This is a genomic window from Kribbella sp. NPDC055071, assembly GCF_053608045.1.
The window spans coordinates 189,023-203,145 of the sequence record NZ_JBSGUS010000015.1 but is presented as its reverse complement, the minus strand read 5'-3'; the positions used below and the strand labels follow the sequence as shown (position 1 = coordinate 203,145).

The following is a 14,123-nucleotide window of genomic DNA, read 5'->3' as shown; positions in this document are numbered from 1 at the left end:
CTTAGCTAAGCAGGAACGCCCGCCTCGAAGCCCAGGAGCCGACCCGCCATGTCGAGAGCATTACCCGAGCCGTCGTTCCGGCGTTTCTTCGCCGGGGTCGGCACCCTCACCCTCCGGCCGTTCGAGCTGACCGAGGACGTGAGCACACTGCACGGCTGGGTCACCCAGCCCTACGCCCGGTATTGGGGCCTGCTGACCGCGTCCCTCCAGGACGTGCACGCGGAGTACCTCAAGATCGAGCAGTCCGGCCACCACCGAGCGTTCCTCGGCCGGCACGACGGCCGGCCGGCGTTCCTGATGGAGCGCTACGAACCGTCGTACGACGAGGTCGGCAAGACGTACGACGTGGCGCCGGGCGACATCGGGATGCACGTGCTGGTCGCACCGCCGGTCGCTCCGATCACCGGGTTCACCGGCGCCGTCTTCGAGACCATCATGGAGAGCCTGTTCAGCGACCCGCTGGTGGATCGGATCGTGGTCGAACCGGATGTCGGCAACACCAAGATCCACGCCTTGAACGAGCGGATGGGATTCCGCAAGCACAGCATCGTGGACCTGCCCGGCAAGCAGGCCTGGCTGAGTTTCTGCACCCGCGACCAGTACGCCGACGCGACCCGGATGAATGAGGCAGGCTGAATGATCGACCATCTGAATCCGACCGTCTGGACCGTGGTCAACCAGGCGCTGGTACGCAAGGCGCTGTCCGAGTTCACCCATGAGCGCATTCTCGAACCGGTTGCCCATGACAACGGTTATGCGGTCGGCCGCTATCACTTCACCGCTCGTCTGTATCCCTTGAATCATTGGGATATCGGGGAGGTCTGGATGGAGGATGGTGGGACAGTTGACGCGCTGGACTTCATCACCTCGTTTCATGACGAGCTCGGGATCGGCGCGGAGATGCTGCCGGTGTACCTCGAGGAGATCGCCAGCACGCTGGCGAGTGCGGCGTACAAGCTGTCCAAGCCGGATCTGACCGCGGCGGACCTGGTCACCGCGGATTTCCAGACGATCGAGGCCGCGATGACCGAGGGTCATCCGTGTTTCGTCGCGAACAACGGGCGGCTCGGGTTCGGGGGGTCGGACTACCGCGCGTTCGCACCGGAGACGGGCGCGGCGGTGCGGCTGGTGTGGATCGCCGTACGCCGGGATCAGGCCACGGTCGCCGCCAGTACGACGCTCTCGTACGACGAACTGCTGGATCGGGAGCTGGGATCCGCAGTACTGCAAGGGTTTGCGGACCGGATCGTTGCCGTGGGCGCTGATCCTTCCGAGTACGTCTACCTGCCGGTGCATCCGTGGCAGTGGGAGAACAAGACGTCGATCACGTTCGCGGCCGATATTGCTCGGCGCAGCATCATCCTGGTGGGATCGACCGAGGACGACTACCAGCCGCAGCAGTCGATCCGGACGTTCTTCAACCGGTCGCATCCGGAGCGGGCGTACGTGAAGACGGCGTTGTCGGTGCTGAACATGGGGTTCATGCGGGGGCTGTCGCCGACCTATATGGCCGCGACGCCGGCGATCAACGACTGGGTCCACGATCTGGTCGAAAATGACCTTGTTCTGAAGCGTTACGGGTTCTCCGTACTGCGCGAAATCGCGGCTGCGGGGTATCACAGCCGGTATTACGAGAATGCCACCGACCAGACCTCGCCGTACCGGAAGATGTTGTCGGCGTTGTGGCGCGAGAGCCCGGTGCCGATGCTCGCACCCGGCGAGCGCCTGGCCACGATGGCGAGTCTGTTGCACGTCGATCGCCACGGCGCGTCACTGGCGGCCGCGCTGGTGCGTGCCTCGGGGCTGTCGGCCGAGGAGTGGCTGCGGGCTTACCTGGATGCGTACCTGATTCCGTTGCTGCACAGCTTCTACGCGTACGAGCTGGTCTTCATGCCCCACGGCGAGAACCTGATCCTCGTCCTGCGGGACGCGGTGCCGACCCGGGTCATCATGAAGGACATCGCCGAGGAGATCGCTGTCCTGAGTCCGGCGACGCCTGTCCCGGCCGAGGCCGAGCGGATCCGCGCCGAGGTCGCCGACGACGAGAAGTTGCTGTCGATCTTCACCGACGTCTTCGACTGCATCTTCCGCTTCCTCTCCCCCCTCCTCGACCGCGAGGATCTGTTGACGCCGGACGCATTCTGGTCGGTGGTGGCCGAGGCGGTCCGCGACTACCAGGCCGCAACCCCCGAACTCGCCGAGTCCTTCGCCAAGTACGACATCTTCGCCCCGTCGTTCGCCCTCTCCTGCCTCAATCGCCTCCAACTCCGCAACAACCAGCAAATGGTCGACCTGACCGATGTAGCCGGCTCCCTCCAGTTCGTCGGCACGTTGGCGAATCCGCTGGTCACGCAAGCAACTGACTGACCAACGTGTCACCCAGCCAACTCTCGTACGCCTCGATCGACCAGTGCCGCTCGAGGACGAGTAGGCGGTAGATCTCGGTGGCCGTACAGGCCAGGAAGAGATCCAGCGCGCGTTCGGCCGGTACGGCGAGGGCACCGTCGAGCGACGCGAGGAACTTGCTCGTCTCGTGCTCACGAGCGGCCCACATCCGCTGCATCTCTTCGGCCATCCGGGCGTCGGCGCGTGCCGCCTCCTGGTAGATCTGGATCACGTCGTTACCGGTCTCGAACTGCCGGGTCTGCCAGTGGGCGGCAGCCCGCACGCGATCGGCCGGGTCGGCGATGTCGAGTGCCTCCCGGGCGAGCCGCTGCGTGTCCGCTTCGGCGATCCAGCTGCGCGCGATCTCCCGGAGGATCTGCGGCTTGTTGCCGAACGCCGAGTAGATCGTCTGCGCCGGGATCTCGGCCGCCGCGGAGATCGCGGCGATCGTGGTGGCGACGTACCCCTGCTCGGCGAACAGCGCCCGCGCGGCGCGCGCGACCTGTTCCTTGGTCGCCTGCGCCTGTCGCGCCCGGTGCGAATCGTCCTTGACAGCCACGGGTGGAATCTAGCACTCTGTTCATCATAGTCTTACTCTGATGAACAGATGGGGGATCTGATGAACGAGCTCGCGTTGTACACCGACCCGGCGTGCCCGTGGTGCTGGCTGGCGGTTCGATGGATCGCGGCAGTCGCACCTGCACGCCACCTCCGCATCCAGCTCCGGCCGTACAGCCTCTGGTTGCGGGACGGTGGGACCCAGGCGCCACCGCCACTGCGGGACATAGCCGTTGCCACGAGCAAGCAATCGCTCCGGTTGATGCGGATCTTCGTGGCTCTGCACATCGACGACCGGGACTCGGCGATCGAGCCGCTCTACCTGGCCTGGGGTAAGCGCGTGTTCGTGCCGGGGCCGCCGCAGGCACCGGCTCCCGCCGTACTGGCGGAATCGGTGGCGGCCGCCGGGCTGGAGGGGTCCTGGCTTGCCGCCGCCGACGATCCGCAATGGGACCGCGGGATCACCTGCAGCATGGCGGAACTCGATGCTCTGGTCGACGGCACGGCAGTCCTGCCGACGATGGCCGACGGACAACGGATCCTGTTCCGCGGCGCCGTACTCGCGGCGCCGGTGACCCACGACCACGGGCTCGAGCTGTGGGACGCCCTCGAGCTCCTCACCAGCGATCCGTCGTTCGTCGCGCTCTCCCCCGCCCTGCCCTTCCCGATCTTCGCTGTGGATAACTCCGACGGCGGTACGGCGAAATCGGTCAAGCTGATGGGGTGATCAGCTCGCAGAAAGACCAGGTCCTGTCTCGGGACGGCCGGCGCTACGAGGTAGTGGAGGGGCGCCTTCTAGTCACCGGCGCCCAACCACCCGCACACCATGCCGCCGTTGTTGCGCTGATGGTCCAGCTGAAGCACGCCTGCCCACCCGACCTGCTCGTCTCGGTCGGCTCACTCGACTTCCGTCCCACGCTCGGCGCATCCCTGCGCCCGGATCTCCTGGTATGCCGCCGATCCGACGCCGGCCCACACCTCCTGACCGCCCCGCCCTTGCTGACCGTCGAGGTCCTGTCCCCGTCCACCAGGACCACGGACGTGGTCCTCAAACGCACCCTCTACGAGACGTACGGCGTCCCGTCGTACTGGCTCCTGGACCCCACCCACCACGAGCTCACCGTCCTCGAACTCACCCCCACCGGCTACACCTGCCAGGCCGTCATCCAAGCCGAAGAATCCTTCGACACCACCACACCGTTCCCGCTCACCCTCACCCCGTCCCTCACTCTTTGATGTAGACCTCCGGCGGACCAGGTTGGGTGCGGGGTGGGGTTAGCTGCGTAGGTGGGTCAGGACGGCGAGCACTCGGCGGTTGTCGTCGGTGCCGAGGACGATGTCGAGTTTGGTGAAGATGTTGCTGACGTGGGTCTCGACGGTTCTCGGGCTGAGGAAAAGCTGCCGGGAGATGGCGGTGTTGGAGCGTCCTTCAGCCATCAGTGTGAGCACGTCGCGTTCGCGGGTGGTGAGGCGTTGCAGGAGGCCGGCACGGTGTTTGTGGGTGATGAGAACGGTGACGACCTCGGGGTCGATGACGGTGCCGCCCGCGGCGATTCTGGTGAGGGCGTCGGTGAGCTCGGCGACTTCCCCGACACGGTCCTTGAGGAGGTAGCCGACGCCGCTGCTGCTGGCGGTGACGAGTTTCATCGCGTGCGTGGTCTCGACGTACTGGGACAGGACGAGAACACCGACCTGGGGTTGGCGTTCACGGATCTGGATCGCGGCGAGCAGCCCTTCGGTGGTTCCGGTGGGAGGCATGCGGATGTCGACGATCGCGAGGTCCGGGTCGAGGGCCGCGACGGAGTCCAGGAGGGATTCGGCGTCGCCGTGCTGGGCGATGATGTCGTGTCCGGCCTCGTGGAGCAGGGCTGCCAGGCCACGCCGGAAGAGCGTGGAGTCGTCGGCGAGGATCAGTCGCATGGCAGCTCGGCGATGATCTCGGTCCCGTCGCCGGTGCGCACGGTGAGAGTTCCGCGGACCGAGGCGACCCGGTCGCCCAGCCCGCGTAGTCCCGTGCCGGACCGTTGGTCGGCACCGCCGGGTCCGTTGTCGGCGATCCGGACGACGACGTGGCCGTCACGGTCGATGATCTCGACCTGCGCGGTGGCGGCGGGGGCGTGCTTGGCCACGTTGGTGAGTGCTTCGGACACCACGTAGTACGCCGTGGTCTCGATCGGCTGCGGGTAGCGGCGACTGGGCACACCGAGGAGCACGGTGGCCACCGCAGATCGTTCGACCAGGGCGGTGACAGCGTCGGCCAGGCCCGCTTCGACCAGGAGCGCCGGATGGATGCCCCTGGCCAGCTCGCGTAGTTCACTCAGAGCCTGCCGCAGATCGGTTGACGCGTTGTCCAGCTGAGCGAGCAGACGCGGATCGTCGGACATTTTGGTCCTCAGCCGTTGCAGGGAGATTCCGAGGGTGACGAGTCGCTGCTGGGCACCGTCGTGGAGATCGCGCTCGATGCGCTGCCGGGCCGTGTCCTCGGCGGTCAGGATTCGCCTGCGGGACAGGCGGAGCTCTTCGGCCTGCACCGAGAGTTCCACCAGCCGCCGGTGCAGATCGGCGTTGAGCGCGACATTGCGGAACAGCATCGCCGCCTGCGCGGCGAGGTCACGCAGCAACGCCTTCTCGCCCGGGGACAGGTCGCCGTCCTTGACGACCGAGATCGCACCGAGGACGGCACCGTCATGCTCGACCACGGCGCTCGCCTGGTCGGCCCGGCCGGGGAACGCGGTGTCGGGCTCGTCCTTCGGCCAGCCGGCGATGTGCTGCCAGGCGCCGCCGAGCAGAATCCAGGTGTGGGCGCCCGAGGCGAAGGTGGCCGCGGCTGCCGCGTGCGCGCAGGACAGCATCGCCTCCGAGCCGAGGCGCGTCGCGGCGACCTGACGGGAGAAGTCGGTGAGGATCTCGTACGGGTCGATGCGCCGTCCGTAGACCAGCCGGTGGGAGGAGGCCTCGACCAGGCGCCGGAGCGGTTGGAGGGTCAGCGCCACAACGACCGTGGCCAGGACCAGAAGCCAGATATTGCCCCGGCTGCCGATGGCGGACCCGACCCCCACCACGACCGCGACGTAGATCGCCGACGTGAATCCGCCGACGCCGAGGATGACCAGGGTGCGGTCGGCGATCGCGTCGATCGCCCACAGCCGGTATTTCAGCACCGCGATCCCGATCGCGACCGGGACTGCAGCGATCAGCAGGTTCCCGGCATCAACCGTGACCCGGAACCACATCGGTGTCGGACGGGGCAGGAAGCGGCCGACGACCGCGATGGCGATCAATGAGCCGAGCGCGTAGAGGCTCGACACTCCGAGCCACCGCAGCTGCAACCGCTCCACTTCGCCGCCCCGCCGATATCGCACGGCGAGGGAGATCAGCGCACCGACACCGGCCGGCGCGATCAGCCGACCGGCCGGCGGATAGACCAGCGCGACCAGCGTGAGGAGCGCGCAAGCCCAGCCGAAACGCCGCCAGGGCCGCGACAGCGGCCGACCGGTGGGGAAGATCAACGGGATCGCGACCAGGAGCAGAGCGGCGAACCCCACGGCCGCCCGGTCGGACACACCAGCAGCTCCGGCACCGTCGGCAGCCCCGAAAACCTGCACGCACACCCCGGCGGCCAGCAGCATCCATCCGACCCGGTTCCCGGGATTCCACCGGACGACGAAGAAGCCCATCAGTGCAAAACTCAGCGCGGCCACCGACAGCACGATGTCGCCGTAGGGCGTACCGAAGTCCTCCGCCTGGGCGGGAGGCATGGTGGCCAGGACAGAGGTGGCGCCCACCGCCCAGGCGATCACCGCGGCCAGCAGCGCGGCCGAGCTGATGATCGCGGCTGTCCGGTTCGTGAACACCATGGGGGCAGCGTGACAGGTGTGGAGAGGATTCGTCTCCGTGCCAGCCCGGATCTGATCCTGCGGCCAACCCTGATCCCGCCGGAAGCCGAGGTGCGGAAGCTGGGGCCATGACAGAATCGATCCGTACTCATCCGGCCCTCGCATTCCCCTGGCGAGCGCTCGCCGGGGCGATGGCAATCGCCCCCATCCTGCTGCTCGCTGGTACCGCGCTCCTGCCGTCCGCACTCGGAGAACGTCGCGGCACCGACCGGGTCAAGTCACTGCAGATCCTCGAGGACGTCGCTCCTGAAAGGGGCAATATCCCCCTGGCCGTCGTCCTGATCGGGCTCGGTCTGGGTCTGCTCGTACCCGCCGCGATCGGTCTGACCCGTCTCGCCGGCGGGAGAACACTCGCCGTGATCGGCACCATCCTGGTGACGATCGGAGCGCCGATGGGAGTGGCCGCCAATGCGTTCGCCGCGATGGTTCTCTACCGCCTCACCGATCCGGCGCTTCCCCAGGCCACCGCCGTCGACGTCCTGGCCTACGACAGCGGCAGCGCTGGCGCGATCCTGTTCCTGCTGTATCTGCTCGTGCCTCTCGGCCTGATCCTGCTCGGCGTCACGCTGTGGCGATCACGCGCCGTCACCTGGTGGCAGGCAGCGCTGGTGGGTCTGGGCCCCGTTCTGGCGTTCGCCGCACCCGAGGGCCCGACAGGCGCGTTGTTCACGATTCCGTTCGCCGTCGCGATGGTCCTCGCCGCATCAAAAGTCAGCCGCCTGAACTGACACAGCCCCATTGGCCCCCGTCCGCTTCGCCCGACGCGTGCCGGTTCCTAACGGGCTCGCGCGAGGGACATACCTAACGGACAAGGGGTCGGCCCGGCCGGTGGAGCGGGTCAGCCGTTGAGGAGGTGGGTTAGTTCTTGTTTTTCGGGGAGGGTGGGTGGGCGGACTATGTCGCCGGTGCGGACGTAGTAGAAGGCGGCGGTGACGCGGTCCAGGGGGATGGAGAGGAGTTCGGACCAGGCGAGTCGGTAGATCGCCAGCTGGAGGGGATCCGCGGATTCGCTGCGGCTGGTCTTCCAGTCGATGACTTCGTAGCCACGGGAGCCGTCTTCGCGGGCGACCTGGTAGACCGCGTCGATACGGCCCCGGATCACCCGGCCGCCGAGGGCGAGGGCGAAGGGTGCTTCGATCTCGTACGGCGTGGTCTCGCCGAACGGGCCGATGCGGAAGGCGTCCATCAGTTCGGTGAGATCGGTGTCGTCGACGATGTCCTCGTCCGCGGCGCCGGGGAGGTCGTCGGGATCGATCAGGAGCTGCTGACCGAAGTAGCTCTCGACCCACGCGTGGAAGCGGGTGCCGAATCGCGCTGCCCGGTTGGGTTTGCGCGGCATCGGGCGGGCCAGCTCGGACGCGAGACCATCAGGATCCTTGGCCAGTCGCATCACCTGCGTCGCGGACAGGGCGGCCGGCAGTGCGACGTCGTACGCCTTGCGGCTCCGGCTTTCCCTTGCCTCTGACAACAAACGCTCCAGCTCGGAGTCCCAGCGTGCGACCGTCGCCTGCTCGTCCAGGAGCAGCGACTCCTCCGCCTCGGCAGACGGTCCCTCCACCCGGGCCTGCCCCACGAGCGCCGCCGCGTCCAGGCGGAGCTGGTACGCGGCTGCGTCGTACGGCGCCGGCCACGGGGCCTGCGTCTGTTCGGCGAGCTCGGGATTCTCGGCGGTCAGCTCCGGTTGGTCGGCCCACGCGACCACGCGCTCGCCGGCGTGCTTCTTCAGCATCGTCAGGTACGACGAGGGCCCGCGCGGCCGCTTCTGGGTCGGACCCCACCAGTGCCCGGTGGCGACCAGGATCTCCTTCGCCCGCGTGAACGCGACGTACCCGAGCCGTCGCTCCTCCAAGGAGTTGACGTCCTTGCACTCGTCCGCGAACGCCTTCAGCCCTGCGTTCGAGAGGTCGTGGAAATCGGGCAGCGTGTCCGCGTCACCGCGCAGCGGCCAGGGCAGCACCTTCGCGTTCGTCGTCCATTTGTCCCGGCCACGATCGGACGGGAAGACCTTCGACACCAGCGTCGGCACGAACACGATCGGCCACTCCAGCCCCTTCGACCGGTGCGTGGTGAGAAGCTTCACCGAGTCCGCCTCGCTCGGTACGGCGAGATCGAGGCCGGCCGCGTACTCCTCCTCGGCCGCCAGATACGCCAGCAATCCGTCGAGCGATCCGTCCGACTCGGTCGAGACAAAGTTGCCGACGGCATCCAAAAACGCGGCGAGGTGATCGCGACGGCCGGAGTCGACGTGATCGGGCGTCGCGGTGAGCTCCACGTCCAGACCGATCGTGCTGATCACCCGCCGAACGAGGTCGAGCAACGGCTCCCCCGCGTGCATCCGCAGCTCGCGCATCTCACCGGAGAGCTCCTTGAAGCGAACGAGTGCCTCGGGCGAGTAACCCCAGGCATCCGAGCCCGGATCGTCCACAGCCTCGGCCAGCGAAATGACCTCGGTCGAGTCCATCCCCGCGACCGCGGCGTCGAGCGCGGCGACCAGATCGTCGGCGGCCGGCCGATCACCGGAGTCGGCAAGCACCCGGGACCGGTTGGCGAGCAACGCGAGGTCGCGGTGACCGATCCGGTACCGCGGACCGGTCAGGATCCGCAGCATCGCGGCGTTCGCGGTGAGATCGTTGACCGCTTGCAGGGTCGCGACCACGTCGACGACCTCCGGCAGTGCGAGCAGCCCACCGAGGCCGACGACCTCGACCGGGACCTTGCGCGAGATCAGGGCTTCGTGCACGGCGCTGAGGTCGACGTTCGTCCGCATCAGGATGCCGATGTCCTTCCACCGGCGGTTCGGGGTGCGGTGCGCGGCGACGATCGCGTCGGCGACCCATTCGATCTCCTGCGACCGCGTCTCGAAGAGGCCGACCGTGATCGCACCCTCGGCCGCGTCGGCGGGCGCCTCGAGCGGGATGACACCAGGATGTTGCTCGTAGAGCTCGGCCGCGTGCTGGTTGGCCGCGGCAAGGATCCGGCTCCCGGAACGGCGATTGACGCTCAACACATACCGCTGCGCCGGCGTGCCATCGGCCTGTGGAAAGTGCACCGGGAACTCATCGAGGTTCGCGACCGAAGCACCACGCCACCCATAGATCGCCTGGCAAGGATCCCCGACCGCGGTCACTGGATGCCCCCGGCCGTCTCCCGCGGCGAAGAGTGCGGTCAGCATCCGGCGTTGCGAAACCGACGTGTCCTGATACTCGTCGAGCAGCACGACCTTGTACCGCGCGCGCTCGACAACCGCGACCTCTGGGCACTCCTCCGCCAGCCGCGCGCCCAGCGCCATTTGGTCCGCGAAGTCGACGACCCCGCGCTCGCCCTTGTAGGCCTGGTACTCCTCGACCAACTGCAGGATCTCGCCACGCTTCAAGGCAGTCTCGGCCAGCTTGCGCACCTCGACCGTCTGCTTCCGGGCCGCCGCGACTTCCTGCCGCACGGCGTCGTCATGCTCGCGTACGTCGTCCGCCCGCAACAGGTGGTCCGCCAGCTCACCGTCCAACGCGAGCAAGCTGTTCACCAGCGTCGGCACATGATGTGACGCGAACCGGATCGGCCCAGCAGACCGTCGTACGACGCGACCCGCGAGCTGAAACCTGGTCGCGTCGGCAAGGACTCGCACGTCCGGCTCGAGACCGAGGCGGAGACCGTGTTCGGCGATCAGCGTGCCCGCGAACGCGTGGTACGTCGAGACAACCGGCTCGCCCGGCTCCTCCGGCTCCCAGTTCGGAATGTTGCTGCGCAGGTGCGCGGCGAGAATCGGATGCTGATCCTTCGGCAGCGTCGAACCCAGCACGCCGGCCTTCGTCAGGTCGTCGCGGATCCGCACATCCAGCTCGTTCGCCGCCTTCTTCGTGAAGGTCAGGCCCAGCACTTCCTCGGGCTTCACCTGGCCGGTACAGATCAGCCAGACCACCCGGGCCGCCATCGCGGTCGTCTTGCCCGACCCGGCGCCGGCCACGATCACACCCGGAGCCAGCGGCGCGGTGATCGCCGCCAACTGCTGATCGCTGAACGGGATCCCGAGCAGCTCACACAGGTCGGCGGTGGTTCTGAGCTCAGCGGCCATCAGACGATCTCCCGCCCTTCGGGTTGGATCGGGCAGAGCGCACGCGCCTCGCAGCGCGCGCAGCCGTCGTTGCGCTGGGCGGTGAACTCCTCGGAGCGAACCATCGACTCGGCCTGCTCGACGGCGTCGTCCAACCAGGTCTTGCCGTCGTCGCCAGCCTCCAACGGACCCTGGTGCTGGACCTTGGGGAAGCCGCTGTCGTCATGGCGCAACTGCACGAGCTCGGCGCCGCCCGCCACCGGATCGTCGCCGAGGTCCGTCACCTGACGGGAAGCGATCGCGCGCTGGTAGATCGCGAGCTGCACGTGCCGTGACACCGCCGGCTTGGTCGGCAGCGATCGGCCCGTCTTCAGGTCGATCACCCGGATCGTCCCCTCGGAATCCTCCTCGACGCGGTCCATCCGCCCCTTGACCCGGACCGCGGGCTTGTCGGCGTCGGGAAGCAGTACGTCGAACTCGACCTCGCTCCCCAGCAGCTTGCGATCCGGCCGGCCCTGATGCCACGCGACGAACCGCCGCAACGCCTCCTCCGCCTCGACCCGCTCCCGGTCCGAGATCCACGCCGACTCGAAGTCCAACTGCGTCCACACCTTGTCGAGCCAGCCGTTCAGCTCGTCGACCGACGGCGGCAGCGCGCCGGTCGCGACCGCGTCCGCCAACGCGTGCAGCACCGAACCGAACCCGATCGCCGACGTACCCGGCGTCTCTCCACCGGCCCGACGGGTCAGGAACCAGCGCAGCGGGCAATCCACGATCGTCGTCAGCGCGCTCCCCGACAACGGCACCGGCAGCTCGGGATCCGCGATCGGCCGCTCCGACCGCGTCCGCTCCCGGACGCCCCACCACCGAGCGGGATCGGCCGTCGGCACCAAGGACAGGTCCCGATCGTCGACCGCATCGGCCAGCAACGCCAGCCGATCAGCCGCAACCCGCTTCAACGCGGGCGACGATGCGGGATCCGAGAGTACGCAGCGGAGATCGGCGACCAGACCGGGCAACGACAACGGCCGTCGCGGCCGTCCCGCGACCAGCTTCACCGGAATGTCGAGCTCGGCAAGGAATCTGGAGGGTTGGTCGCCATCGGCCTCGGGCGCCTGAACCGCCGTCACGATCAACCGCTCGCGGGCCCGGGTGATCGCGACGTAGAACAACCGTCTCTCCTCAGCCAGCAACGCACCGGCCGACAGCGGATCGATCAGCCCATCGGGCCCCAACCGGTCCGGCTCCAGCAGCGATCCACGCCGCCGCAGATCCGGCCACTGACCCTCCTGGACCGACGCCACCACAACGAGCCGCCACTGCAGTCCCTTGGAGCGGTGCGCCGTCATCAACTGCACACCCGCCTCGCGATACGTCCCGTCGAACCGGTTGTCGGCCGCGATGTCCAGCGACTCCAGCTCGGAGAGAAACGCCGACACTCCCTTGAAGCCGACCTGCTCCTCGGCCCGGCTCGCCGCGTCGAACAGTGCACACAAGGAATCCAGATCCCGGTTCGCCGCGCGCGCCGGCTCTCCACCCGAATGCGCCTGCCCACGCAACCGCCGCAACCACGGCGAATCCGACCACAGCGACCACATCACCTCATCGGGCGCGGCACCGGCGTTCACGATGTTCCTTGCCTTGAGCAACCTCTCGCCCAGGGCCGCGAACCGGGCCTCTGCCGGCGACGCCTCCGCGTCCAGCAGCAACGGATTCAGCAGGGCCTCACGCAACAGCTCGTCCGACGAGCGCGGCAACCGCTGCCCACCCGCGGCCTCGCGATCCCGGCGCCGCAACACCCGTGCCAACCGCCGCAGCTGGCCGGCATCCATCGCGCCCAACGGCGACAACGCCAACGCCCGGACGACGTCAACCGTCACCGTCGACGGGTCCGCCACGGCCCGCAACGCCAGCAACATCGGGCGCACGGCGGGCTCCCGCGACAACGGAAGCTCGTCCCCGGCGACATCGACCGGGATCCCAGCAGCGGCAAGTGCACGCCGCAACGGCGGAATCGACCGGCTGCCGGACCGGACCAGCACGGCCATCTCGTGCCAGCCGACACCGTCCTGCACATGCGCACGCCGGAGCAGGTCGGCCATGTGCTCGAGCTCAGCACCAGTCGTCGAGTACAGATTCGCTTCGACCTTGCCGTGGCCGTAGACGCATCCACTCGCGTCCGGGTTGCGGAAGCGCTCGAACGTGTCCCGGTCGAGCGTCCCCGGCACGCCGAGCCGGTTGACGACATTGCGAGACACCCGCTGCAGCGTCGTACCGAATCGTCGGGTTGTACCCAGCGCGACCTGGGCCGCCTCGGTGCCGTCCGTCGTCCGGAACTCGTCGGTGAAACGCAACAGGCCGCGGACGTCGGCGCCACGGAAGGTGTAGATCGACTGGTCCGGATCACCCACGACGACCAGGTCGCGGCCGTCGCCGGCGATCGCCTGGAGCAGCTTGATCTGGCCGGGATCGGTGTCCTGGTACTCGTCGACGAAGACGGCCTTGAACTCGGACCGCAGCTTGGCCTGGACCTGTGGCTGCTGGGCCAGGATCACCGCGCGGTGGATCAGCTCGGAGTAGTCCAGCACCTGCTCGGCGTCGAGCACCTGCAGGTACTCCTCGAAGAAGTCTCCGACCGCGACCCACTCGGCGCGCTCCGCCGATCGTCCGATCGCGGACAGGTCCTCCGGATCGAGCCCGAGCTGCCGCGCCTTGCCGATCACCGCCTGCACTTCGTCGGTGAACCCGCGCGTCTTGAGTGCCGGATGCAGACTGCTCGGCCAATGCACCGCACCGACCTCCCGACTACCTGACAACGCCTCACTCAACCGCAGTGACTGCTCAGGACCGGACGGCAATCGCAGGGGTACGTCGAACGCGTCAGCCGGCGTGAATCGTCGCAACAACGCATAACAGAAGGAGTGGAAGGTCATCGACGGCATCACGCGAGTAGTACGCCCGAGTCGGCCGGTGATGCGGTCACGCAGCTCGGTCGCGGCCTTGCGCCCGAACGTCAGCACAAGCACCTCGTCGGGGTCCAGGCCGCGGTTGCGCACCCGGTCAACGACTGCCTCGACCAACGTGGTCGTCTTACCCGTTCCAGGCCCGGCCAGCACCAGCAGCGGTCCGCCGGGATGGTCGGCGACCGCTTGCTGATCGGCATCCAGGACAGGCGTTTCCGCCGCTTTCCTGTCCGCCCGGACCAACCTGTAGCGGGACCCCTGTCTGCCGACCAT

General features: G+C 68.0%; 10 protein-coding genes. 5 read left to right on the top strand and 5 right to left on the bottom strand.

Annotated elements, in window-relative coordinates:
* Nucleotides 1-48: 48 nt before the first annotated feature.
* Both ACWF4Z_RS24950 and ACWF4Z_RS24945 read left to right on the top strand, forming a co-directional pair.
* Nucleotides 49-636 carry a GNAT family N-acetyltransferase gene (locus ACWF4Z_RS24950; protein ID WP_452245550.1) on the top strand — a complete coding sequence of 196 codons (588 nt, stop codon included), beginning with the start codon at nt 49-51 and terminating at the stop codon, nt 634-636.
* Nucleotides 637-2,367, top strand: a complete 1,731-nt coding sequence (locus ACWF4Z_RS24945; protein WP_452245549.1) for an IucA/IucC family protein — start codon at nt 637-639, stop codon at nt 2,365-2,367.
* On the opposite strand, the gene ACWF4Z_RS24940 is transcribed toward ACWF4Z_RS24945, so the two are convergent.
* Nucleotides 2,348-2,944 (bottom strand): TetR/AcrR family transcriptional regulator, encoded by a 597-nt coding sequence (locus tag ACWF4Z_RS24940; protein ID WP_452245548.1) that lies wholly within the window; start codon nt 2,942-2,944, stop codon nt 2,348-2,350. The two genes, ACWF4Z_RS24945 and ACWF4Z_RS24940, sit on opposite strands and share 20 nt — an antisense overlap.
* Before the next feature lie 48 nt (nt 2,945-2,992).
* Between ACWF4Z_RS24940 and ACWF4Z_RS24935 the strand changes: the two genes are divergently transcribed.
* Complete coding sequence (locus tag ACWF4Z_RS24935; protein WP_452245547.1) at nt 2,993-3,670, top strand: DsbA family protein; 678 nt, start codon at nt 2,993-2,995, stop codon at nt 3,668-3,670.
* Complete coding sequence (locus ACWF4Z_RS24930) at nt 3,667-4,179, top strand: Uma2 family endonuclease (protein ID WP_452245546.1); 513 nt, start codon at nt 3,667-3,669, stop codon at nt 4,177-4,179. The genes ACWF4Z_RS24935 and ACWF4Z_RS24930 overlap by 4 nt, the downstream gene beginning before the upstream one ends.
* 39 nt (nt 4,180-4,218) lie before the next feature.
* Here ACWF4Z_RS24930 and ACWF4Z_RS24925 read toward each other — a convergent pair whose 3' ends face one another.
* Together ACWF4Z_RS24925 and ACWF4Z_RS24920 are read right to left on the bottom strand one after the other, a co-directional pair.
* A complete protein-coding gene (locus ACWF4Z_RS24925) occupies nt 4,219-4,863 on the bottom strand; it encodes a response regulator transcription factor (protein WP_452245545.1) in 645 nt (214 codons plus the stop codon).
* On the bottom strand, nt 4,854-6,800 hold the full coding sequence (locus ACWF4Z_RS24920; RefSeq protein ID WP_452245544.1) for a histidine kinase: 1,947 nt from the start codon (nt 6,798-6,800) through the stop codon (nt 4,854-4,856). The genes ACWF4Z_RS24925 and ACWF4Z_RS24920 overlap by 10 nt, the downstream gene beginning before the upstream one ends.
* Nucleotides 6,801-6,907: 107 nt before the next feature.
* Between ACWF4Z_RS24920 and ACWF4Z_RS24915 the strand changes: the two genes are divergently transcribed.
* Nucleotides 6,908-7,567, top strand: coding sequence for a hypothetical protein (locus ACWF4Z_RS24915; RefSeq protein ID WP_452245543.1), 660 nt, complete (start codon nt 6,908-6,910; stop codon nt 7,565-7,567).
* Nucleotides 7,568-7,677: 110 nt separating this feature from the next.
* On the opposite strand, the gene ACWF4Z_RS24910 is transcribed toward ACWF4Z_RS24915, so the two are convergent.
* Together ACWF4Z_RS24910 and ACWF4Z_RS24905 are read right to left on the bottom strand one after the other, a co-directional pair.
* Nucleotides 7,678-10,908, bottom strand: coding sequence for a UvrD-helicase domain-containing protein (locus ACWF4Z_RS24910; protein ID WP_452245542.1), 3,231 nt, complete (start codon nt 10,906-10,908; stop codon nt 7,678-7,680).
* The gene (locus tag ACWF4Z_RS24905) at nt 10,908-14,123 is read right to left on the bottom strand and encodes an ATP-dependent helicase (protein WP_452245541.1); all 3,216 of its coding nucleotides are present in this window, start codon (nt 14,121-14,123) and stop codon (nt 10,908-10,910) included. Before ACWF4Z_RS24905 ends, ACWF4Z_RS24910 begins: the two co-directional genes overlap by 1 nt.

What these genes read in the sequence shown, in the direction of transcription:
- ACWF4Z_RS24920 (WP_452245544.1), bottom strand. Translation starts at nt 6,800, where the DNA reads ATGGTGTTCACGAACCGGACAGCCGCGATCATCAGCTCGGCCGCGCTG.
- ACWF4Z_RS24905 (WP_452245541.1), bottom strand. Translation starts at nt 14,123, where the DNA reads ATGGTCGGCAGACAGGGGTCCCGCTACAGGTTGGTCCGGGCGGACAGG.
- ACWF4Z_RS24945 (WP_452245549.1), top strand. Translation starts at nt 637, where the DNA reads ATGATCGACCATCTGAATCCGACCGTCTGGACCGTGGTCAACCAGGCG.
- ACWF4Z_RS24915 (WP_452245543.1), top strand. Translation starts at nt 6,908, where the DNA reads ATGACAGAATCGATCCGTACTCATCCGGCCCTCGCATTCCCCTGGCGA.
- ACWF4Z_RS24910 (WP_452245542.1), bottom strand. Translation starts at nt 10,908, where the DNA reads ATGGCCGCTGAGCTCAGAACCACCGCCGACCTGTGTGAGCTGCTCGGG.
- ACWF4Z_RS24935 (WP_452245547.1), top strand. Translation starts at nt 2,993, where the DNA reads ATGGGGGATCTGATGAACGAGCTCGCGTTGTACACCGACCCGGCGTGC.
- ACWF4Z_RS24950 (WP_452245550.1), top strand. Translation starts at nt 49, where the DNA reads ATGTCGAGAGCATTACCCGAGCCGTCGTTCCGGCGTTTCTTCGCCGGG.
- ACWF4Z_RS24925 (WP_452245545.1), bottom strand. Translation starts at nt 4,863, where the DNA reads ATGCGACTGATCCTCGCCGACGACTCCACGCTCTTCCGGCGTGGCCTG.